Source organism: Kribbella sp. NPDC002412 (assembly GCF_053592935.1).
The window spans coordinates 77,022-97,470 of record NZ_JBSFBL010000022.1 but is presented as its reverse complement, the minus strand read 5'-3'; the positions used below and the strand labels follow the sequence as shown (position 1 = coordinate 97,470).

Sequence of the window (20,449 nt, the reverse complement as noted above, 5' to 3'; positions counted from 1 at the left end):
TGAGCCGGGGCCGGATGAGCCGGGGCCGGATGAGCCGGGGCCGGATGAGCCGGGGCCGGATGAGCCGGGGTTGGACGGCTTCGGCTTAGGTGGGCGTGTCGGGTCGGGGGCGGGCGGTTGCGTGGTGCTCGGTGTCGCCGGTCGGGCCGAGTCCGGGGCGGGCGGTTGCGTGGTGTCCGGGGCCGTTGGCCGTGTGGGGTCGGACGGTCGGGTTGTGGGTGGGGCGGACGGTCGGGTTGTGGGTGGGGCGGACGGTCGGGTTGTGGGTGGGGCGGGCGGTCGGGTTGTGGGTGGGGCGGACGGTTGTGTCGAGGGTCGGGTGGACGGGGTTGTTGTTGGGTTGGGGTTGGAGGGCCGGGTTGGGTTGGAGGGGCGGGACTGCGTTGGGGTCGGGGGTGTGGGTTGGGTGGAGGTGGTCGGGTTGGGAGGGGTAGGGCGGCGGAGGGTGGTGGAGTTCGGTTGGGTCGAGGGTGGGGTGGTTGTTTGGGGACGGCTTGCGGGCTGGGTGGCCGGTTTGGTCGGCCAGGGGATGGGTCGCCAGGGGCGGTCCGCCAGGGCGTTGGTGGGCCAGGGATTTGCGGCTGGCGGGTCGGTGGGGTCGTTCGGGAAGGCGTCGCCGGTGGACGGGAGGGGGACTACGCGGCCTGACTGGTACATGCGGGCCAGGGCGAGTACGACGCGGACGTAGGAGGTGGCGTTGTTGTAGCGGCGTACTGCTTGGGCGGCTTGGGTGGGGTTGGTCAGATTTGAGGTGCCGGTGCAGAGGTATTGGGCGGCGCCTTGGGTGGCGTCGAAGAGGTTGTTGGGGTCGGCGAAGCCGTCGCCGTTGGCGTCGGCGTTGACCGCGCGCCAGGTGGATGGGATGAACTGCATCGGGCCCACCGCGCGGTCGTACGTCGTGTCGCCGTCTAGGGCGCCGTTGTCGGTGTCGCGGATGAGGGCGACGTTCGGGCGGCCGTCGAGCGGGATGCCGCGGATTCGGCGGGTTGCTGAGCCGTCGGCGCGCAGCTGGGCGCCGCCGAAGCGCCCGTGGTTGGACTCGACTCGGCCGATCGCGGCTAGCAGGGTCCACGGCACGCCGCAGGCGGGGTCGCTGACAGCGAGCCGTGCCTCGGCTTGCTTGTACGCGCGCAGCGCGACGTCGGGGATGCCGCTCTCGCCGAGCGTCTTGATCACCGGTGCGCCGGCGAGCACCAGCTGTACCGGTTTCGCGACCCGACCCGGGCCGGCGGGGACGGCCTTCAGTTGCTCCGGTTCGAGGTACTCGGCCAGCACCTCGTCCTCGATGAATGGGTCGGCCACCGGAGCCGCCCCAGCCGCGTCGTACCGAACGGTCGCCGAACGGCCGGAAAGCGGAGCCAACGCCGCGAGGGTGACCACCGCGGCGACGGCACCCGCCAACTTCCACCGACCCTGGTCCACCGACCGGCCCTGGCGATGCCGGCCAAGGTGTCGACCAGGGAGTCGACCACCGTGTCGTCGCTCGACGAGCCTGCGCGCTCCGGGCACTCGCATGATCCGATCCCTCCGCCGTCGCGGGGTGCCTCCCCCGCTTTCCCAGTCGTTCGGGGCCGGCGGCGGACCGGATCGGAGGGTTCAGCCGGTGATCTGGCCGGCGAGCTTCTCGGCGTCCTGCTGGCTGTAGTTGCCGGTGATCTGCAGCTTCCCGCCGGGGATGGCGGACTGCACGGCCGGTGCGGCGACGACCTGGTTGCGTACGACGATCGCGAGCTGGTTGAGCGGGGCCTGCTGGGTGGCGAGGTCGCCGGTGAGCTTGGCGAAGAGCTGGGCCCCCGAGTCGTCAAGGGTCAGGTTCACCAGCCAACCGGTGTTCTCCGGCGACTGCGCGGCCTTGACCTCGGTGACGTGCCCGCCGTCCAGCTCGACCTTGCCGAGCACGTAGTTGTAGCCGTCCAGACCGCACACAGTCGGAGACGCAGCCGGCGATGCACTGTCGCAACCACCTGCCGAGGCCTTGAGCACGCGACGGAACTGCACCGCATCAGCCGAAGCCGGCTTGGTCGCGATCGCCGGCGGGTCAGGCTCGTTGGCCCGCCGTACGACGACGACCGCACCAACAGCCAGCACAGCGATCAACACCAGCACCAGTACGCCGACCAACACCAGCGGACCGCGGCTGCGCGGCGGCGGGACGCCGTACGGACTCTGCTGCGCCATGACAGCAGATGCTATGCGCCCAGGAAGTCACCGACCGTGCAGCAGGCGAGCGGCGAGCTCGGCGTTGCGCTGGGCGAAGGGCTTCCACAGCGCCGGTGTCGTGGACACGAGGTCCGGCGGCTCGGCCACAGCACGTTGCCTCCACGTGCACATCCGTCCGCCCCGGATCTGGAACTGCACGAGAACCCCGTCCGCCCACCCGGCCACCTCGAGGTCCAGCGGAGCCAGCGACGACACCTTCTGCTCGGCAACGATCCAGTCGATCGCCGCGATCTCGTGCTGCAGCTTCGCCGCGAACTCGAACCGCAACTCCCCCGCCGCGCGATCCCGCCGCCGTTCCAGCTCGCCACGCAGCCCGTTCACCGCCGCTGGATCACGTTCGAGTACGGCGATCGCGGTGCGGGCAAGGGTCTCCCGGTCCGCCGCGCCGACCCCGAGCAGGGCGGCGAACTCGCGCGCGGAACCATGAGTAGTCCCCGCGTAGGCCAGCGGCAGAACGCGATGGAGCGCTGAGAGCGCCAGCCGGATCTGGACCCCGCCGAGGTAGGGACCGAAGTGTCGCGCCGGGCCGGTGGCCAGATGGGCGAACCGCAACTCGGACCGCTTCGGGCCCTCGTCGTACCGGATGTAGCCGACGACTTCCTGACCGCCCTTGGTCCGGTTCCATCGTGGCTTGGAGTGCTCGAGCAGGTTGCGCTCCAGCCAGGCCGCCTCGTGCGCGGAGTCGCACCACACACCTTCGACCCGGTCGATGCGCTCCACCATCCGGCGCAACCGCGGCCGGTCCCCGAGGTTCGTCCAGTACGACTGCACGCGCCGGCGCAGGTTCACCGCGCGGCCGACGTACAGGACCTTCCCGGTCGCATCGCGGAACCGGTAGACGCCCGGCCCCACCGGAAGACCTCGCGTCGCAGCCCGTGCCGAACTCACCCCATCATTCTCACTTGCCGGCGACGAGATCGAGGCCGACCGTGCCGTCGGACCGCCGAAGTTCCAGACGGTCGTGGTCGATGGTGTAGGTGAGTTTGCCTTTCAGCCTGGCCAGTACGCCGTCCTGCAGCCGAAGCGCGTCGCCGGAACAGCCCTTGTCGGTAACAGCCAGCGGACCGAAGGTCAGCGTGCTCCCGGCCAGCGTGACCGAGCCATGGAATTGGTTGCAGCCGGTCGAACCACTGACCTGATCGCCGACGATGGTGAGGGTCGCCGGCGGCACGCTGTGGTAGTGGTCGACGGCTTCCTTCGTCACCAGGCCGTCGACGGTCCAGACCGTCCCGGCGAGCGGAACGTCGGGTTCGACGACCTCCCGGTCCTGCAGCACGATCGTCGTACTGCCTCGGGTGATGGTGAGCCGATCGCCCTCGAGCTTCCAGGTGGGGCGGTCCGCCAGCAGTTCCCCCAGCCACTTCTCCTGGGCGTCCACGGCCGGACCGCAGCTCATCTCGGTCCCGCCGTACGACGCCATCGCCACCGTGCCGCCGTCGAGCGAGACGTCGCCGCCCATCTGGTTGCACCCGGCGTTGAAGCCCAGCACGCCGTCCTTCGGGAAGTCCAGCCGGAGTCGCGTCCCGGGAGCCAGTGGCTTGTCCTTGCCGTCCTCGGTGACCTGCACGGACAGGTACGACGTGCCAACCGGTGAGCCGCCGGCGTCACCGGCCGCCACCACCTCGTTACCGCAGGCGGTCAATGCCACTCCTGCCACCAGCAACCCCAGGATCCTCATACCCCGAGGATGCGATTCGGCCCCCATTCGTTGCATGACCCGATCGTGTGATGGGATCTGTGGCTGGGTTCCCCGGGTCGTCGGGTTACCGTCCAGGCGCAGGTCGCCCGCTCGGGGAGCGTCCCGGGGAACCCACCACTCAGTTCTTCGCGACCATCAGCCAGCTGACCTGGATGTCGGGGGCGCGGGTCGGGGCGATGGTCACGGTGAGCTTGCCGTCCGCGCCCACTTCGCCGGTGTACACCGCCGTCGGAGTCGCGGGCGTCCGGACGAAGTCCTTGCCCTGTACGGCGTTCTCCGGCACCGCGGACAGGTACGTGTAGGACTGGTTCAGCTTGGAGATGTACATCGTCCGGTTCTCCTCGGACGAGTAGATGATGTAACCGGTGCCGTCGTCGTCCACGAACAGGTTCATGTCCCGGGCCATCCCGACCGGCGAGTCCGCGATCGCGACCCCGGCCTCGGCCCGGGCGTACGTCGAGGTGCTCGTCGGGGACGACGGTCCGTCCGAGTGCACCCACATCACCCACTTGCGGGTGACCTTGTTGTAGATCACCTTCGGCCGCTCGAGTATCGACGGCCGCGCCCAGCCGTCGTCGCGGACGCTGTTCGTCGACAGGTCACGCCACACGATCTCCTTCTGCGCGGCCGTGTAGCCCTTGTAGAGCTTGGCGAAGTACTTGTTGGTCGACCGAGCTCAGCGCTCGCAGCGCGAGCCCCTCACAGGCGAGAACGTGCGCCTCAATCTGCTGCGCCCACCTCGTGACTTCAACGGTCCGTACACATTCGAACACAGTCGATCCGGCTCAGAACTCTTCCCTGTAACCGTTTGAAACCTCCTCTTGCCCCGCGGTCCGATCGTGCCGCATGCTGTCGGGCAGTCTGGGCCCTCACCTGTGGGGGGTGAGGCCGGGCGAGTGGGGCTATCTTGGCCTGGGGGCTACATCATGTTTTCCGCCAAAAGAATGCTGGCGGCAGTGTGCGTGCTGCTGCTGGCGCCGGTGACGACGATCGAGCCGGCACGCGCTGCGGTCGTGCCGACCGGTTTCAGTGAGCAGGTCGTGTTCAGCGGGTTGACGAACCCGTCGAACGTCGCGTTCGCGGCCGACGGCCGGGTGTTCGTCGCCGAGAAGAGCGGGCTGGTCAAGGTCTTCGACTCACTCGACGACAGCACGCCGAGCGTGTTCGCCGATCTGCGCACGAAGGTCTACAACTACTGGGATCGCGGCCTCCTCGGCCTCGCCTTGCACCCCGACTTCCCGGCCGATCCCCGCGTCTACGTGCTCTACACGTACGACGGTCTGATCGGCGGCACCGCCCCGAAGTGGGGAACTGTTGGCGGAACCAACGACCCGTGCCCGTCACCGCCCGGCCCGACCGGTGACGGCTGCCAAGCCAGTGCCCGGTTGTCCGTCCTGACGCCGAGCGGCACGACCGTCGCCGAGCAGGTGCTGATCGAGGACTGGTGCCAGGTCTTCCCGAGCCACTCGATCGGCTCGATCGAGTTCGGGCCGGACGGCATGCTGTACGCGGGCGGTGGCGAGGGCGCGAACTTCAACTATGCCGACTACGGCCAGGACTCCTTGCAGTCCTCGGACATCACGCCCGACAACCCCTGTGGCGACCCGCCGTCACCGACCGGCACCGCGCTCGCCCCGCCGTCGGCCGAGGGCGGCGCGTTGCGGGCCCAGGACATCCGCACCAGCGGAGACCCGGCGACGCTCGACGGATCGATCATCCGGATCAACCCCGACACTGGCTTGGCCGCGCCTGGCAACCCGATGCTGAGCAGCCCGGACCTGAACGCGCGCCGGATCGTCGCGCACGGTCTGCGCAACCCGATGCGGTTCGACTTCCGTCCCGGCACCAACGAACTCTGGGTCGGCGACGTCGGCTGGAGCGCGTGGGAGGAGATCAACCGGATCGTCAGCCCGACCGCGGGCGTGACCAACTTCGGCTGGCCCTGCTACGAGGGCGCCGCCAAGCAGAGCGGGTACGACGCGAACGACCTGAGCATCTGCGAGAACCTGTACACCGCCGGTTCGGCTGCGGTGGCAGCGCCGTACTACGCCTACCACCACTCCGAGAAGGTCGTGGCCGGCGAGAGCTGCGGCACCGGGAGCTCGTCGCTGACCGGGATGTCCTTCTACGAAGACGGCAACTACCCGCCGGAGTACGACGGCGCGCTGTTCTTCGCCGACTACAGCCGCAAGTGTGTCTGGGCGATGCTCCCCGGCGCCAACGGCCTGCCTGACCCCGGCGAGACCGTCACGTTCGCCTCGGGCTACGGCACCACCAGGCTGCAGACCGGGCCGGGCGGTGACATCTTCGCCGTCGACTACGACAACGGCCGGATCATCCGCTACGTCTACAACGGCACGAACAACCCGCCGACCGCGATCATCAACGCGGATCCCACGTCCGGGCCGAGTCCGCTCACGGTCACCTTCGACGGAACCGCCTCGAACGACGCCGACGGCGACGCGCTCACCTACGCGTGGGACCTGGACGGCGACGGGCAGTACGACGACTCGACCGCGGCGACCGTGCAGTACACCTACTCGGGCAGCCGAGTGGTCACCGCGAGACTCCGGGTGACCGACGGCCGCGGCGGCGTCGGTACCGCGTCGACCGAGATCGACGTGGCCAACGGCCCACCGACAGCGACCATCACCGCACCCACTCCGGCGACGAAGTGGAAGGTCGGCGACACGATCAGCTTCGCGGGTACGGCGACCGACCCCGAGCAGGGCACGCTGCCCGGATCGGCGCTCACCTGGGCGTTGATCATGAACCACTGCCCGAGCGACTGCCACGCGCACCAGATCACCACGATGACTGGCGCCAGCGGCACGTTCACGGCGCCCGATCACGAGTATCCGTCGTACCTGGAGCTCAAGCTGACCGCTCGGGACGCCGGCGGGCTGACCAGCGTGAAGAGTGTGCGGTTGGATCCGCAGACCGTCGGCCTCACGTTCGCGACCCAGCCGGCGGGTCTGAAGGTCACGTACTTCTCGAAGACGGTGGGCACGCCGACGACCAGTACGGCGATCGTCGGGTCGAACGGCTCGCTGTCCGCCGACCTGCTGCAGCCGTCCGCCGGCAAGCTCTACCGGTTCGCCTCCTGGTCCGACGGCGGTGCGCGGAACCACAACTTCACCGCGCCGGCCACGCCGACGACGTACACAGCGACGTACATCGCGAAGCGGAACCTGGCGCTCAACCGTCCTGTGGCCGTCTCGAGCGTCTACACCGCGGGACGGGAAGGACCGAAGGCAGTCGACGGGTCGATGACGACGGCGTGGTCGAGCGCGCGGAGCGATCCGCAGTGGCTGCGGGTCGACCTCGGCTCGGTGAAACTGGTCGACCGCGTGCTGCTCAGCTGGCTGGGGTCGGCGTGGGCGAAGTCGTACCAGATCCAGGTCTCGGGCAGTGGGCGGACGTGGAAGACCGTCTACTCGACCACGGTCGGGGATGGCGGCACCGACAACCTCACGTTCACCCCCAACTACGCCAGGTACGTGCGGATCAGCGCGACGACCCGGGGTGTCGCGGGGAGCTACTACTCGCTGTGGGAGTTCGGGGTGTTCCAGGACACCGGGCCGATCAGCGGGATCGGCGGCAAGTGCGTCGACATCTACCAGGCCAGCTCGGCCGACGGTACGCCGACCACGCTGTACACCTGCCACAGCAACGCGAACCAGCAGTGGACCCAGTTCGAGGACGGCACCATCCGGGCGCTCGGCAAGTGCCTGGACGCCCGCAGTACAACGCTTCGCACACCGGCCGTGCTGTGGACGTGTGACGGCAGCGCGGGCCAGAAATGGTTGCCCCGCCCGAACGGCACGCTCATCAACGTCCGCGCCGCCCAATGCCTCGACGCCACCGGCGCCTCCAGCGCCAACGGCACCCGCCTGATCCTCTACACCTGCCAATCCACCCTCAACCAGAAATGGGTCCTGCCGTAGAACGGGTACTGCGCGATCTCGGGGCGCACGGTCCGTTCACTGGGAGACCCGGTCGGTGCCGAGCCGTTGGGTCGGTGTTCGGTTCGGGGTCAGCGGGTGTTCACCTCCGGCGAGGAATGTCGCGATGACGTTCCTGGGAGGGAAGCATGATGCGACGGTTGGTGGTGGCGGGCGCGGCGGCTGTGGTCGCGACGGCTCTGGTGGCTGGTGGCGCCCAGGCTGCGGGCCCGGAGGCTCGGGTAGTCGGTACGGCGACCTTGCCGGACATCCCGCTCGCGGCGTTCTCCAACGCGTTGCTGCCGGGCAGCGTCGCGGACGACCGGGGTGTCGACCTCGGCGGTATCGGCAGCGACTTGTTCCCCGCCGGTCGGCCGGGTGAGTTCTGGACCGTCACCGACCGCGGTCCGAACGGCCAGATCAAGGTCGACGGCGCCAACCGCCGTACCTTCCCGGTGCCCGGCTTCGACCCGGCGATCGTCAAGGTGAAGGTCTCCGGCAGCAAGCTGCAGGTGCTGACCGCGATCCCGATCACCACCCGCCGCGGCGCCCCCGTCACCGGCCTGTCCAACCAGGCGAGCCGCGACGAGATCCCCTACACGTACGACGCTGCCACCCGGCTGAACCTGAACCCGAACGGCCTGGACACCGAGGGCATCGTCCGGGCGCACGACGGGACGTTCTGGCTGGTGGACGAGTACAGCCCGTCGCTCGTGCACGTGTCGGCGCGCGGCAAGGTGCTCGCCCGCTACGTGCCGAAGGGTCTGTCACTGACCGGAGCCGACTACCCGGTGATCGAGGCGCTCCCGTCGATCTTCCTTACCCGCAAGGGGAATCGCGGCTTCGAAGGTCTCGCGCAACTGCCCGGCGGCGACCTGGTGCTGGCGCTGCAGAGCCCGCTACTCAACCCGACCAAGGCGGTCGGCGAGGCGTCCCGGACCACGCGTCTGCTGCGCTTCTCGCCGCGGCGCGGGAAGGTCACGGCGGAGTACGCGTACCAGTTCGACCCGGTCGGCGTGGTCGACCCCGGTGAGGACGACACCACGGAGCTGAAGATCTCCTCGGTGGTTGCCGATGGCCCCGAAACCCTGTTGGTCCAGGAGCGCACGGACAACGCGGCCCGGCTGCAGCGCGTCGTACTCGCGGCCCGCTACAACATCCTCGGCAGCCGCTGGGACGACCCGGCCACGACACCTTCGCTGGAAGCCTCGACGAACCCGCCGGTGCTGCCGAAGAGGCTGTTCCTCGACCTGAACACGATCCCGGGCGCGCCGAAGAAGATCGAGGGCGTGGCGCTGGTCGACCCCCACACCCTGGCTGTCATCAACGACAACGACTTCGGGATGACCGACGGCCCAGCCGCCTTCGACGCCGCCGGCAACCTCGTCGACAGCGGCGTCGAGACCAGGCTGGTGACCATCCGGCTCAGCCGTTGACCCGCTGGTCGGCGCAGAGCTTCGCGATCCAGGCCCAGCCGAGGATGATCGCGACGCCGAAGGCGATGATGGTGGGGCGGGAGCCGGCGCCGGCGGAGAGGCCGGCGAAGGCGCCGAAGAACAGGATGCCGGTGGCGGCGGAGTAGCGGCTGAAGGCCTTGCGGCCGATGCTGCGGTAGTGCGCGGCGACCACCAGGCAGGCGGCGATCAGGCCGGTGAACCCGACGGTGCCGGCCACGAAGTGGCCCATGCCGCGGGCGCTGATCTCGGCGTAGTCGGCCGGGGTGCCTGCCGGGAAGCCGGCTGCGGGATCGGCCGGGAAGATCGCGGCCAGCAGCAGGCCGACGCCGTACGCACCGAGCAGCCGGGGCGCCCACTTGCTGCCGCGGCCGGTGAGGGTACGGCGGAGCCCGATCGCGGCGCCGATCGACAGCAGGCCGCTGACGACGAAGTTCGCGGTCTGGATCCAGCCCGGTCCACCGTTGGCGAGCAGGCTCGCGGGGTGCCGGGTCGGGTCGAACCCCTCCCGGGTGAACGCCTGCACCAGCCAGACCGCGACGTACAGCGGGCCGGCGACGATCCCGCCGGTCAGCAGGGCACGGGTGGAGACACGACGGGGAGCCGAAACCGTCAACTCGTTGGTAGTCATCGCAGGGGTCCTTCCGGTGGTCTGAGGTCGTACTTCACCCCTGCGTCGACCGACCCCCGCCGAAATCGACACCCCTACTGATAAATCTTCAGACCGTGCCTGCGGTAGGTGGTCGGGTTGACGCCGTAGTGAGCTTTGAAGCGGCGTGTGAAGTGGCTTTGGTCGGGCCAGCCGACAGCGGCGCCTACGCGGGCGATGGGGTGGTCGGTGGAGCCCAGGAGGACTGCAGCGGTCTCGGCGCGGTGGTGGGCGAGGTAGGCCAGCGGGGGTAGGCCGGTGTTGGTTTTGAAGAGGCGGATCAGGTAGTTCGGGGCGAGGTGGCAGGCGTCGGCCAGGTCCTGCAGCGTCCAGGCTCGGGTGAGATCCGACTCCAGCAGGCGGATCGCCTGCAGGACCGCGGGATGCGTGACGCCCGGCGTCTCCGAGCCGTACTTCGCCTCACCGGCAGCGCGCGCCAGCAACCCGAGACCGCACGACAACCGCCCAATCACGTCCGCCCGGTACCGCTCGGCGCGCGGCGGCCGGAGCGCGGACAGTGGCTCGAGGTGCCCGACGTACTCGGCCAGCACCTCGGGTGACAGGTGCAACGCCAGGGTTCCCTGATGCCCGGGTGTGTAAGGCCCTTCAAAGAGCAGGTAGGACAGCAGCGGGTCCTCACGCGTCCAAGCGAGCTCCCGCCGCAGCATCTCCGGCGCGAAGCAACAGTTGTACACCTCCAGCTCATCGCAGTGCGCCAGCGCATGCCAAGCGCCCGGACGAAGCAGTACGACGTCGCCCACGGTCAACCGCTGCACGCCGAGCGGCGACAGGTGAGTACCGGTGCCACCGACCACGGTGAAGATCTCGATGAAGCTGTGCGTGTGCACCGGGTGGCTGTCGTCGTGGAAGTGCCGCCCGGCGCCGGCGGTGATCTCGTCGGTGAAGAAGATCAGGCCGCTCTCCAGAGCGACCGGCAGCTCGGCCATATCGTTCACCTCCGTCCAGCCGTAAGTATGGAGCCGAAGTTAGTTTCGTCCAAGAGGCGGTGCATCCGGGCCTATCAGCTCGGGCGGCCGGGCGAGGAGCATCCATTGCGTGACCAACCGCCCCGAAGCCCAGTGGATCGGCAACCCGCACTGGGAGTCCGCCGCCCATCCCGAGGCGCTGCCCGTGTTCCGCACGACGTTCTTGGGCCCGGCCCGATCCGCCAAGCTCTGCCTCACCGCGATCGGCGTGTACGACGCCACGCTCAACGGCAGCCCGATCGGCGCCGCCGTACTCGAACCGCCGTACACGGACTTCGCCCGCCGCGTCGTCTACCGCGAGTACGACGTCACCGCGCTGCTCCACGACGGTGAGAACACCCTGGTCGTCGAGGTCGGCCCCGGCATGGCGCACATCCCGCCGACCCCCGGCCGCTACCAGAAGCTCACCCGCTCCGACGGCCCACCACGCCTCCTCGCCCACCTCGAGCTCGACGGAACGCCGCACCCCCTCGCCTGGGAGACCGCCCTCGGCCGGACCACCTTCTCCACCTGGTACGGCGGCGAGGACTACGACGCCCGCCGATCACTCGAATGGCAGCCCGCCGCCAAGAGCAACTCCGGACCGGCCATCAGCACGTCCACCGCCCCGGCCGTGCAGATCGTCGAGACGCTCACAACCCAAGCGATCACCGAGCCGAAGCCCGGCGTCTACGTCTTCGACCTGGGCCTCAACTTCGCCGGCTGGCAGCAACTGCAGGTCCAAGGACCGCCGGGCACCGCGATCGTGATGCGACCGGGCGAAGTGCTCGACAAGGCCGGCCTGGTGATCCAGGACCTCGACGGCACCGGCGGCCCGATCTGGGACACGTACACGCTGGCCGGCCACGGCACCGAGACCTGGCACCCGCGTTTCCGCTACCACGGCCTGCGCTACCTGCAGGTCGAAGGCCTCCCCCAGCCACCCACTAGCGACACGGTCACCGGCCTGGTCCTGCGCGCCGCCAACGAGAAGGTGGGGCACTTCGCCTGCTCCAACGAGCTGATCACGACGCTGCACACGATCATCGACCGGGCGATCCAGTCCAACATGTTCTCGGTGCTGACCGACTGCCCGCACCGCGAGAAGCTCGGCTGGCTGGAGCAGATCCACCTCGTCTTCGGCCCGATCGCGTTCGGGTACGACGTCGCCGACTACTACCGCGAGCTCCTGAAGGTCATCGCCGAGGCGCAGACCGAGGACGGCCTGGTCCCGGACATCGCCCCGGAGTACACGGTCTTCGAGGACGGCTTCCGCGACGATCCGAACTGGGGCAGCGCGATCGTCCTCGTCCCATGGCTGCTCTACCGCGAGTACGGCGACACGGATACCCTCCGCGAGCACTATCCCGCGATGATCCGGTACGTCGACTACCTGACCAGCAAGGCCAACGGCCACCTGCTCGACCACGGCCTCGGCGACTGGGCGGCCTTCGACGAGTCCACGCCGAAGGGCGTCACCGCCAGCTTCGGCTACCTCCGCGCGGTCGACACCCTGCACCAGATCGCCACCGTGCTCGGTGAACAGGCCGATGCCGCAACCTTCAAGGATCTCGGCACCCAGATCGCCGCGGCGTTCCAAGCAGCCTTCTACCACCCGCACGACCACACGTACGGCGTCGCCAACCAGGCCTGTCACGCGCTGGCGCTCGAGCTCGGCGTCGTACCGGCCGAGGCACGCCAAGCGGTGCTGAACCAGCTCGTCGCCGATATCGTTGCGCAGGGCAATCACCTGACCGTCGGCGAGATCGGGCTCGGATCCGTCCTGCGCGTGCTCGCCGACGCCGGCCGGCACGACGTGATCTGGGACGTGGTCACGAAGCCCGGTTATCCCGGCTACGGCCACCTGACGACCGGCGGCACAACGGCTCTCCCGGAGTACTGGGACGGTCCGGACGGCCACGGTTCGCAGAACCACTTCATGCTCGGCGTCGTCGACGACTGGTTCACCCGGCACCTGGCCGGTCTGCAGGACGAGGTCATCCGGCCGGTGGTGGTCGGCGACCTCACCTGGGCCGAGGCAGAACGCCGTACCAAGGCCGGACTGCTCAGGTCCGCCTGGCGGCTCGACGGCGACCGGTTCGAGCTCGAGGTCACCGTGCCCGCAGGCGGTACGGCGGTCGTCCACGTGCCGCTGTCCGGCGAGCACGACCACATCACGGCTCCGGAGGATGCGGAGCCGCTCGGGGAAGCCCGGTTCCGGGTCGGCGCCGGGGTCTGGCGCTTCAGCAGAGAGGGAGGACAGTCATGAGAAGCAGGATCATCGGCGCCGTCGCCGTACTCGGACTACTGGCACTCGCCGGGTGCGGGAACCCGACCCGCGCCGACACCGAGGAACGCAACGTGCTGCCGAACGCGGCGGCGGACATGGACCTCAAGGGCGTGACGCTGACCGTCTGGCAGTCGAACACCCTGCAGGCCGGGTACAAGACGCTGTTCGCGGACTTCGAGCAGGCCACCGGGGCGAAGATCCGCTCCGAGGTCTTCCCGGACCCGTACGAGTCGAACCTGCTGACCAAGTGGGCCACCGGCGCCCGGCCGGACCTGATGGTGTTCCAGTCGACCGCGAGTTTCATGCGGCGGCTCGACCCGGCGAAGAACCTGTACGACCTGACCGGTCAGGACTTCATCGCCAAGCAGCGGTTCAACCTGGCGAGGACCGCTGCCGTGCTGGACGGGAAGAACTACGGACTGAGCCTGGAACCGCCGAGCGTCTTCGGCCTCTGGTACAACAAGCAACTCGTCGCGAAGCCGCCGACGAACCTCGCCGAGCTCGAAGCCGCGTGTACGACGATCAAGCAGCAGCACCCCGGTGTCACTCCGCTGTACGACGCCGGCGGCGACCAGTGGACGACGCAGATCCTTCCGTTCATGCTGTGGACCGACGCGATGAAGTCGGGTCTGCAGGACAAGCTGAACAGCAACCAGGCCCAGTGGACCGACCCGGCCGTCGTCGACTCGCTCAAGGCCTACCAGTCGCTGACCAAGGCCGGCTGCTTCAACAGCAACCTGAAGACCGGCACGTACGCCGAGCAGCAGGAGAAGTTCGCGGCCGGCAAGGTCGCGATGATCCCGCAGGGCACCTGGGTCAGCTCGGACTTCGTGAAGTCGGTCGGTGTGGCCGCGATGAACAAGACGATGGGCTGGCAGGCGCTGTCCACGTCGACTCCGACGGCGGCGTACTCGACGACCTTCTCGATCCAGGTGCCGCGCACCGGTGACGAGAAGCGTGAGCAGGCGGCGGTCGCGTTCCTGAAGTTCGCGTCGGGGCCTGGCTACCAGAAGTTCGTCGACGGGCAGAAGCAGCCGCCGACACTGACCGGTTTCACCACCCCGGCCGAGGTGCCGGAAGCCACCCAGGCCGCCTACGCCGCACTCGAGAGCGACGGCTACCCGCAGTCGTTCGCCGCGGACTACGGCCCGTTCCCGACCTTCATGAGCAAGCTGATCAACGGTTCCTCGACACCCGAGCAGGTCGCCGGTGACCTGCAGGCTGCCTGGGCGAAGAGCGCCAAGACCGCAGGGCTCACCGGGTTCTGATGGACACACTCAGGGGCAGAGCCGGTACGGCGGGCTTCCTGCTGCCCGCCCTGGTCGTGGTGAGCATCTTCTACCTGGTGCCGAACCTGCTCAACTTCGCGCTGGCGTTCACCGACTGGTCGGCGTACCGCGACACCATCGCGTTCACCGGCCTGGACAACTTCCGGGAGCTGGTCCGGGAAGGGGCCCTGGTCAACGATCTGCGGGTGACCGTGGTCTACGCGGTGGTGGTGATGGTCGCGCAGAACCTGGCCGGCCTGGTGCTCGCGTTCGCACTGGAACGGTCGAACCGGACCAACGGCCTGTTCCGGGCGTTGTTCTTCCTGCCGGTGCTGATCTCGCCACTCGCGGCCGGGTACGTTTTCAAGGCGCTGCTCGCCGACGACGGCCCGCTGAACCGGGTGCTCGGGATCGAGGTGTCTTGGCTCGGCAGCACCACCTGGACGATCGTCGTGGTCGCGCTGGTGAACGCGTGGAAGTTCATGGGCGTCAACATGCTGGTCTACATCGCCGGGCTCAACGCGATCCCGGGTGAGCTGCTGGAGGCCGCCCGGACCGAGGGCGCCGGGCGGTGGCGGATCATCCGCACCGTCCAGCTCCCGCTGCTCGCGCCGGCGATCACGTTCAACTTCGTCACCACGCTGATCGGCGCGTTCAACACCTTCGACATCGTCTTCGCGATGACGAACGGCGGTCCGGGCGACTCGACCCAGGTGCTGAACGCCTTCATCCAGCAGCAGTACGCGCAGGGGTACTACGGCTACTCGATCTCGATGGGCCTGCTGCTCCTGCTGCTGGTCTGCGTCGTCGCCTTCCCCGTCCTGCTGACCCTGCGACGCCGGGAGGTCGACCTGTGAAGACGATCAAGTACGTCGTCCTGTCCGCGACCGCCCTGCTGCTCGTCGGCGTACCGCTGTGGCTGGTTCTGGTGAACGCGGCCAAGCCGTTCGCGGAGGCGCGGACTCCGGGGTTCGGGTTGCCGCGGGACTGGGCGCTCGTCGACAACTTCCGCGTCGTGCTCACCGAAGGTCGCGCGGGCATCGGGCTGCTGAACAGCCTGCTGATCACCGGCGGTTCGGTGGCGTTCATCCTCGTGGCCGGCGCGATGGCCGCGTGGGTGTTCGCCCGGAGCGCGTCGCGGCCGGTGCGGATGCTGTTCTACGGCAGCATCATCGGGATCCTGGTCCCGGCGCCGGTGATCACGTCGGTCTACCTCGACGCGGTGCTCGGCCTGCAAGGCACCCGGTTGTCGCTGATGGCCCTGTACTCCGGGGTCTACCTGTCGCTCGCGATCTTCCTGATCACCGGGTTCGTGCGCAGCGTCCCGCGGGAGCTCGAGGAGGCCGCGCAGCTCGAGGGCGCCGGCCGGCTGCGGGTGTTCTTCACCATCGTGTTCCCACTGCTCGGGCCGGTGCTGTTCGCGGCCGGGATCGTGCTGTGGGTCTACATCTGGAACGACTTCTTCTACGCCTTCTTCCTGCTCAGCGGCGAGGACAAGCAGACCCTCCCGCTCGGCCTGTTCGCCGTCGTCAGCTCGAACTCGCACTCCACCAACTGGAACTACGTGTTCGCCGACGTCGTCGTGGTCAGCCTCCCCCTCGTCCTGGTCTTCGTCCTCGGCCAGCGCCGCATCCTGGCCGGCGTGATGGCGGGCGGGATCAAGGGCTGAATCCGCCCCACACCAAGGAGATGCTCATGCGTCGATGGAAAGCACTGCTGCTCCCGTTAGCCCTGATCCTCGCCGGACTCCCAGCCGTCACTGCCGAAGGCGCGACCAGCGCCACCGTCGAGGTGAAGGCAACGTACGGAGCTGACATCGGCACCCTCGACAAGGACCTGGTGCTGAGAGCGTCGCAGGGTGGCTACCTGACTCTGCAGAACCTGCACGTCCTCGCGGACCACGCCGACGAGCTCCACGACCTCGGGCTGCGGGAGATCCGGGTCGACCACGTCTTCGACGACGAGTTCTACGACGTCGTGAAGGGGGTCGACAGCTTCGACTTCACCAAGCTGGACGGCGTCCTCCAACCGCTGGTGAACAACGGCATCCGGCCGTGGATCTCGCTGAGCTACATGCCGCGTGAGCTCGGGCCGACGATCTTCAGCCCGCCCACCGACTACGCCGCCTGGGGACGCGCGGTCGAGGCGATGGTCCGGCACTACGCGAGCCGCGGTGGGGCGTACCGGGGCTGGAACTGGGAGGTCTGGAACGAGCCCGATCACAACGCCGGCTTCTGGGCCGGCACGACCGCGCAGTACAACTCCTTGTACGGCGTGAGCGCGGCGGCCGTGAAACGCGGGGACCCCACCGCCCAGGTCGGCGGGCCGGGAGTCGCGACGCCGACCACGCCGCTGTTCGGTCCGTGGATGGACTACATCGCCGCGAACCCGACCGTGCCTTGCGACTTCGTGTCGTGGCACTCCTACGGCCCCAACGAGTTCGACAGCACCGCGCAGATCCGCACCGAGCTGTCCCGGCGCGGCATCCCGGCGAAGAAGCTCTACATCACCGAGTGGAACTCCACCTTCCGCATGGACAACGGCCCGGGCACCTGGCCGGACACTCACCAGACCGCTTCGTACGCGCTCGAGCGCATGTACAACGCGCTCGACGAGGACGGACTGAGCGGTGTGCACTTCTTCAGCGGTCTGGAGGGCTGGCACCCGACGCTCGACTTCAACGGCGACCTCGGCCTGCTGACCGTCGAGGGCCGGCGCAAGGCGGTCGCGAACGCCTTCGACATGGTCAACCGGATGGGCGACACCCGGCTGGACACCGACGTCACGGGCAACTCGGGCACCGCGACGTACGGCCTGGTCACCTCGAACCCATCGGCGCGCAAGGTCAGCGTGCTGCTGTGGAACAACACCCTCAACACCACCGAGTTCCGCCCGACCGTAGACAACCTCCCCTTCGGCACATCGCCCTTCGGCGTCACCCGGTACGACGTCAACGCGAGCAACTCGTACTCCGACGTCGCCGCCGGGCTGGCGAGTCAGCGGCCGAGCCCGCATGAGGGCCTGACGCCGTCCTCGCGCACTGTCGTCCCGGGTGCGTCCACGTGGTCGAGCTCGGTCACGCTGGCGCCGAACGCGGTCGCGCTGATCGAGTTGTCGCCGTCGACCGACACCACGATTCCTGCTGTCGAGACGACGGTGAACCTGGCCCGGAAGGCGGTCGTCACCGCGAGCTCGTCGTACCCGGATCCGACTCGTGGGTGGTCGCGTGAGGCGCTCGTCGATGGGCGGCAGTACAGCTACGCGGGTGCGAACGAAGGCGATCCGACGATGGGGTGGACGTCGGTGGAGCACTCGAGCGCGAACGCCGCCGAGTCCGTTCAGGTCGATCTCGGGTCCAAGCGGGCCTTCGACGCGGTGACGTTGTGGCCGCGCAGTGACCAGGCGGGCGACGGGTCGTCGTTCCCGGCCGACTTCACCGTCAGCGGCTCGGACGACGGGGTGAACTGGTCGGCGCCGCTGGTCAGTCGCACCGGGTACGGCAACGGCTCGGCGGTGAAGGGACCACAGACGTTCGCGGTCTCGGCGTCGTACCGGTATCTCAAGGTGAGCGCCACGAAGCTGGGTCTCCCGGTGGCGGAGGCGGGTGGACCGGCGTACCGCTTCCAGCTTGCGGAGCTCGAGGTGACGAAGAAGGCGGTCAACGTGCTTGTCGCCAACCCCGGTTTCCAGAGCGGTCAGCTGAGCGGTTGGACCGCCACCGGCAACGGCACCGTGGCCGCGACCGGCGGCCGGTCCGGCGCCGCGGTTGCGACCTTCACCGGCGCCGGCAACGGCGTCCTCACCACCGTCACCGGCCTGACCCCCAACACCCGCTACACCTTCTCGGGCTACCTCAAGTCCGCTGACCCCGTCTACCTGGGCGTCAAGAACTACGGCGGTCCCGAAACCAGCTCGCCCGTCAGCACTGCGCCGTACTCCCCGACCTCGGTCACCTTCACCACCGGCGCCGGCTCCACCACCGCCACCCTCTACGCCTACAAGAACTCCGGCACAGCCAAGGCCTGGTTCGACGACTTCGCCCTGGTCGCGGGAGGCTGATCACTCCTCCAGCAGCTTCTCGTAGACAGCGGGTGACCACCCGGCGGCCGTCTTGGTGCGAAGGTTCGCACCAAGACGGTCGTAGAAGCGGTAGCCGGCTTCGTTCTCCAGGCGCAGACCCCAGCTGATCGGCATCCGGTCCGGCAGCGCGTGCTTGGCCAGCGCGAGCATCAACTGACGGCCGACTCCGGCGTCGCGGAACTGCTCCCGGACATACAGGTCATCCAGGGCCAACATGTCCCCGCCGACCCACAGGTACGGACGGCGCAGGGACGACACGTAGCCGGCGGGGGTCCCGTCGACCTCGGCGATCAGGACGATCACGTCGTCCCGACCGAGGAAGCCTTGCCAGTCCTCGACGGAGGCGGTGACGTCCTTGGCCTGGTCCTGGTAACTGGCAAGCTCGACCAGCATGGTCCGGACGAGCTCGGCGTCCGCGGGCACCGCGCGGCGGGTCTCAGTGGGCATGAGCTGCTCCTGTCGAAGACTTGGCGACCGGTACGACGACCAGCGCGAGAACGGCTGCTACGGCCGCGGTGATCGCGGCGAAGGTGAATCCGCGGCTGAACCCGGTCGTGACGGTCCCGGCCAGGCTGGCTGCCGCAATACTCGACACGACCGCCACACCGAGCGACGCACCGAACTCGTGGAAGGTGCTCAGGATCCCCGAGGCCAGCCCGGCCTCGGTGTAGTGGATCTGCGAGAACGTGGTGGTCGAGGCCGCGACGAAGGCTGCGCCGATGCCGCCGGCGCCGAAGCTCGTCCCGATCACCACCATGGCAGCACCCTCCCAGATGGCGGGGACAGCGATGCCGATCGCGGCGATGGCGAGCCCGATCGTCGCGACCGGACGGGCGCCCAGCCTGCCGATGACCTGACCGGACACCTGCGCCCCGATGATCGTCAGCACGGCGATCGGCAGGAACAGCAGTCCGGTGCGCAAGGCGCCGTACCCCTTGTAGTGCTGCAGGTAGAACGACCCGAGGAAGAAGACCGCGATCATCAGCGCGGTCGCGACCAGGATCAGGAACGTGCCGGCCGCCACCGGACGGCGGGTCAGGATCCGCAGGTCCATCAGCGGCGAGCTGACGACCTTCTGCAGCCAGGCGAACGCCGCGTACAGCACGACCGCGCCGGCCAGCGTGCCGAGCGTCGCGGCCGACAGCCAGCCGCGGTCACCGGCGTTGATCAGCGCGTAGATCGCCGTCCCCGTGCCCGCCGTGACCAGGATCGCGCCCGGCACGTCGAGCCGGCCCTGGCGCTCGGCCGGACGGTCGGCGGGCAGCATCTTCAGCAGGATCGCGAACACGATCACGCCGATCGGCACGTTCACGTAGAACACCCACTGCCAGCCCGGACCGGCGGTCAGCACGCCACCGAGCAGCACGCCGATCGCGGAGCCGCCGCCACCGATGGCGGACCAGATGCCGAGCGCCTTGTTCCGCTCGTCGCCGTCGAAGGTCTTGGTCACCGTCGACAGCGCGGCCGGCGACAGCATGGCGGCGCCGACCCCCTGCGCGATCCGGCCGCCGATCAGCAACTCGGCGCTGTTCGCCAGGCCGGTCGCCAGCGAGGCCGCGGTGAAGACCGCGAGGCCGGCCAGCACGATCGTGCGGGAGCCGAACAGATCGGCCGCCCGTCCGCCGAGCAGCATCAGGCCGCCGAACATCAGCGTGTACGCGCTGACCACCCAGGTCAGGGTGTCGCGCTCCAGTCCCAGGTCCGTGCCGATGTGCGGCAGCGCGATCGCCACCACGGTCACGTCCAGGATCAGCATGAACTGCGCGATCGCGAGCAGTCCCAGCATCCGCCACCGCCGCGGGTCCACCGCGGTGACCTCGGGTTCCTTCATGGTCATTCCCTGTCCTCGTGATATCTCGAACACTGTTGTTCGACTTATT

Annotated in this window: 16 protein-coding genes; 7 read left to right on the top strand and 9 right to left on the bottom strand. The window is 68.8% G+C overall.

Annotated features, from left to right (window positions below; all coding sequences use genetic code 11):
* From ACWCOV_RS19470 to ACWCOV_RS19450, 5 genes are all read right to left on the bottom strand, one after another.
* Nucleotides 1–1,380, bottom strand: a 1,380-nt coding sequence (locus ACWCOV_RS19470) for a lytic murein transglycosylase (RefSeq protein WP_449830675.1), incomplete at its 3' end; no start/stop codon positions are given.
* A gap of 216 nt (nucleotides 1,381–1,596) precedes the next feature.
* A complete protein-coding gene (locus tag ACWCOV_RS19465; RefSeq protein WP_449830674.1) occupies nucleotides 1,597–2,178 on the bottom strand; it encodes a SecDF P1 head subdomain-containing protein in 582 nt (193 codons plus the stop codon).
* Nucleotides 2,179–2,205: 27 nt separating this feature from the next.
* Entirely contained in the window at nucleotides 2,206–3,108 is a 903-nt protein-coding gene (locus ACWCOV_RS19460; protein WP_449830673.1) for a GIY-YIG nuclease family protein, read from the bottom strand.
* 10 nt (nucleotides 3,109–3,118) lie between these two features.
* The gene (locus ACWCOV_RS19455; protein ID WP_449830672.1) at nucleotides 3,119–3,898 is read right to left on the bottom strand and encodes an META domain-containing protein; all 780 of its coding nucleotides are present in this window, start codon (nucleotides 3,896–3,898) and stop codon (nucleotides 3,119–3,121) included.
* Nucleotides 3,899–4,037: 139 nt separating this feature from the next.
* Nucleotides 4,038–4,529 (bottom strand): hypothetical protein, encoded by a 492-nt coding sequence (locus ACWCOV_RS19450; RefSeq protein WP_449830671.1) that lies wholly within the window; start codon nucleotides 4,527–4,529, stop codon nucleotides 4,038–4,040.
* Between the two features lie 334 nt (nucleotides 4,530–4,863).
* Here ACWCOV_RS19450 and ACWCOV_RS19445 point away from each other — a divergent pair, with 334 nt between their 5' ends.
* Entirely contained in the window at nucleotides 4,864–7,866 is a 3,003-nt protein-coding gene (locus ACWCOV_RS19445; RefSeq protein WP_449830670.1) for a PQQ-dependent sugar dehydrogenase, read from the top strand.
* A 146-nt stretch (nucleotides 7,867–8,012) separates the two neighbouring features.
* Nucleotides 8,013–9,299 carry an esterase-like activity of phytase family protein gene (locus tag ACWCOV_RS19440; RefSeq protein ID WP_449830669.1) on the top strand — a complete coding sequence of 429 codons (1,287 nt, stop codon included), beginning with the start codon at nucleotides 8,013–8,015 and terminating at the stop codon, nucleotides 9,297–9,299.
* Here ACWCOV_RS19440 and ACWCOV_RS19435 read toward each other — a convergent pair.
* Together ACWCOV_RS19435 and ACWCOV_RS19430 are read right to left on the bottom strand one after the other, a co-directional pair.
* Nucleotides 9,289–9,948, bottom strand: a complete 660-nt coding sequence (locus ACWCOV_RS19435; protein ID WP_449830668.1) for a DUF998 domain-containing protein — start codon at nucleotides 9,946–9,948, stop codon at nucleotides 9,289–9,291. The genes ACWCOV_RS19440 and ACWCOV_RS19435 overlap by 11 nt on opposite strands.
* A 74-nt stretch (nucleotides 9,949–10,022) precedes the next feature.
* On the bottom strand, nucleotides 10,023–10,913 hold the full coding sequence (locus ACWCOV_RS19430; protein ID WP_449830667.1) for an AraC family transcriptional regulator: 891 nt from the start codon (nucleotides 10,911–10,913) through the stop codon (nucleotides 10,023–10,025).
* A 109-nt stretch (nucleotides 10,914–11,022) separates the two neighbouring features.
* Here ACWCOV_RS19430 and ACWCOV_RS19425 point away from each other — a divergent pair, with 109 nt between their 5' ends.
* The 5 genes from ACWCOV_RS19425 to ACWCOV_RS19405 are packed head-to-tail and all read left to right on the top strand — an operon-like array spanning nucleotide 11,023 to nucleotide 18,548.
* Nucleotides 11,023–13,200, top strand: a complete 2,178-nt coding sequence (locus ACWCOV_RS19425; protein ID WP_449830666.1) for a family 78 glycoside hydrolase catalytic domain — start codon at nucleotides 11,023–11,025, stop codon at nucleotides 13,198–13,200.
* The gene (locus ACWCOV_RS19420; protein WP_449830665.1) at nucleotides 13,197–14,489 is read left to right on the top strand and encodes an ABC transporter substrate-binding protein; all 1,293 of its coding nucleotides are present in this window, start codon (nucleotides 13,197–13,199) and stop codon (nucleotides 14,487–14,489) included. Before ACWCOV_RS19425 ends, ACWCOV_RS19420 begins: the two co-directional genes overlap by 4 nt.
* Nucleotides 14,489–15,346 carry a carbohydrate ABC transporter permease gene (locus tag ACWCOV_RS19415; RefSeq protein WP_449830664.1) on the top strand — a complete coding sequence of 286 codons (858 nt, stop codon included), beginning with the start codon at nucleotides 14,489–14,491 and terminating at the stop codon, nucleotides 15,344–15,346. The genes ACWCOV_RS19420 and ACWCOV_RS19415 overlap by 1 nt, the downstream gene beginning before the upstream one ends.
* Nucleotides 15,343–16,158 (top strand): carbohydrate ABC transporter permease, encoded by an 816-nt coding sequence (locus tag ACWCOV_RS19410; RefSeq protein ID WP_449830663.1) that lies wholly within the window; start codon nucleotides 15,343–15,345, stop codon nucleotides 16,156–16,158. Before ACWCOV_RS19415 ends, ACWCOV_RS19410 begins: the two co-directional genes overlap by 4 nt.
* A 26-nt stretch (nucleotides 16,159–16,184) precedes the next feature.
* The gene (locus tag ACWCOV_RS19405) at nucleotides 16,185–18,548 is read left to right on the top strand and encodes a GH39 family glycosyl hydrolase (protein WP_449830662.1); all 2,364 of its coding nucleotides are present in this window, start codon (nucleotides 16,185–16,187) and stop codon (nucleotides 18,546–18,548) included.
* On the opposite strand, the gene ACWCOV_RS19400 is transcribed toward ACWCOV_RS19405, so the two are convergent.
* A complete protein-coding gene (locus ACWCOV_RS19400) occupies nucleotides 18,549–19,016 on the bottom strand; it encodes an N-acetyltransferase family protein (protein WP_449830661.1) in 468 nt (155 codons plus the stop codon).
* Nucleotides 19,006–20,400 carry an MFS transporter gene (locus ACWCOV_RS19395; RefSeq protein WP_449830660.1) on the bottom strand — a complete coding sequence of 465 codons (1,395 nt, stop codon included), beginning with the start codon at nucleotides 20,398–20,400 and terminating at the stop codon, nucleotides 19,006–19,008. Before ACWCOV_RS19395 ends, ACWCOV_RS19400 begins: the two co-directional genes overlap by 11 nt.
* Nucleotides 20,401–20,449 lie beyond the last annotated feature (49 nt).

Excerpts from the sequence above, each read along its gene's own strand:
- ACWCOV_RS19465 (WP_449830674.1), bottom strand. The coding sequence starts at position 2,178 with ATGGCGCAGCAGAGTCCGTACGGCGTCCCGCCGCCGCGCAGCCGCGGT.
- ACWCOV_RS19455 (WP_449830672.1), bottom strand. The coding sequence starts at position 3,898 with ATGAGGATCCTGGGGTTGCTGGTGGCAGGAGTGGCATTGACCGCCTGC.
- ACWCOV_RS19445 (WP_449830670.1), top strand. The coding sequence starts at position 4,864 with ATGCTGGCGGCAGTGTGCGTGCTGCTGCTGGCGCCGGTGACGACGATC.
- ACWCOV_RS19440 (WP_449830669.1), top strand. The coding sequence starts at position 8,013 with ATGATGCGACGGTTGGTGGTGGCGGGCGCGGCGGCTGTGGTCGCGACG.
- ACWCOV_RS19435 (WP_449830668.1), bottom strand. The coding sequence starts at position 9,948 with ATGACTACCAACGAGTTGACGGTTTCGGCTCCCCGTCGTGTCTCCACC.
- ACWCOV_RS19430 (WP_449830667.1), bottom strand. The coding sequence starts at position 10,913 with ATGGCCGAGCTGCCGGTCGCTCTGGAGAGCGGCCTGATCTTCTTCACC.
- ACWCOV_RS19420 (WP_449830665.1), top strand. The coding sequence starts at position 13,197 with ATGAGAAGCAGGATCATCGGCGCCGTCGCCGTACTCGGACTACTGGCA.
- ACWCOV_RS19415 (WP_449830664.1), top strand. The coding sequence starts at position 14,489 with ATGGACACACTCAGGGGCAGAGCCGGTACGGCGGGCTTCCTGCTGCCC.
- ACWCOV_RS19405 (WP_449830662.1), top strand. The coding sequence starts at position 16,185 with ATGCGTCGATGGAAAGCACTGCTGCTCCCGTTAGCCCTGATCCTCGCC.
- ACWCOV_RS19400 (WP_449830661.1), bottom strand. The coding sequence starts at position 19,016 with ATGCCCACTGAGACCCGCCGCGCGGTGCCCGCGGACGCCGAGCTCGTC.
- ACWCOV_RS19395 (WP_449830660.1), bottom strand. The coding sequence starts at position 20,400 with ATGAAGGAACCCGAGGTCACCGCGGTGGACCCGCGGCGGTGGCGGATG.